This is a genomic window from Streptomyces apricus, from assembly GCF_008369065.1.
Classification (GTDB): domain Bacteria; phylum Actinomycetota; class Actinomycetes; order Streptomycetales; family Streptomycetaceae; genus Streptomyces; species Streptomyces apricus.
This window is the reverse complement of record NZ_VDFC01000248.1, coordinates 1-978: the sequence shown is the minus strand read 5'-3', so window position 1 is coordinate 978 and position 978 is coordinate 1. Positions and strand designations below refer to the sequence as shown.

Here is a 978-nt window from a genome sequence, read left to right as displayed (position 1 = left end):
GGGGTCTGGTCGCGGACCGCACGCCGCAGTTGCTCTAGTTTGGGCGGCAGCAGGGTGGTCAGGTCGTAACGGGCCCGGCCGGTGCGGTAGCTGATGAGCAGGCCCTTCTCCTCCAGCGGCAGACCGGGCGGGCGCAGGACGGCCCGGCCGTGCTGGTGGAGGGTGCCGTCGTGGTTGACGAACAGGCTCACCCACAGCCGGCTGGTGCCGTGGGCGCGTTCGACCAGCGGGCCGCGGACCGCGAGCCAGCGTTCCAGCGCGGCCCGGGTGAGGGGGGAGAGGGCGCACCAGACGTCGTCCMCCTTGTCGCCGCCGTTCTGGGGGCGCCGCTGGATGAACACCGCCGTACGGTCGGGGGTGAGGTGGGACAGGCGCAGGGCGGTGAGTTCTCCGGCGCGCGGAGCCGCGTCCAGGACCAGGGCCAGGAGCGCGGTGAGCCGCGTGTGCCCCGGCGACATCGCGGTGGCGAGGTCCTGGTCGAGGCGGCGGCGCAGGGCGGTGAGGGTGCCGTGGTCGGGGGTGGGGCGAGGCGGTGTGCGACCCGCGCCGCCCAGGTGCAGCGGGGGCAGCCCGTGCGCGGCGCGCAGCAGGTGCAGGCAGCGGTGCCGGGCCGCGTTGGTGGCCTGCGAGGTGGGCGGACGGCCACCGGCGACCTCGCGCTCGCGCAATGCCCCGGACTCGGCGAGGCGCAGGTAGGTGGTCAGCGCCTCCTTCTCCAGGAGGCGGCGCAGGCTGCGCCGGGCGCCCACCGGCAGTCCGCCGCGGTCCAGGGCCCGGTGCAGCTCCCCGCGGACCATGGTGAGCTGGCGCCGCCGCGCCTCGCCGACCCGCAGGTCGTCGAGGAGGGCGTCGAGGGTGGTGATCGAGGCGTACTCCGGCACGTGTGCGATTGTCCCGTACGTGGGTGCCGTGGTGGTGGACGGTTCCGTCGGTGATCCCGGGGTAGTGGGGACCGGATCCCATCCCCATCCCCATCTC

The 978-nt window shown here is 75.1% G+C and carries 1 protein-coding gene; it reads right to left on the bottom strand.

What is annotated here, in order from left to right; translation table 11 throughout:
- Window positions 1-881, bottom strand: an 881-nt coding sequence (locus FGF04_RS39495; protein WP_149516205.1) for a hypothetical protein, incomplete at its 3' end; no start/stop codon positions are given.
- Between the last annotated feature and the right edge of the window lie 97 nt (window positions 882-978).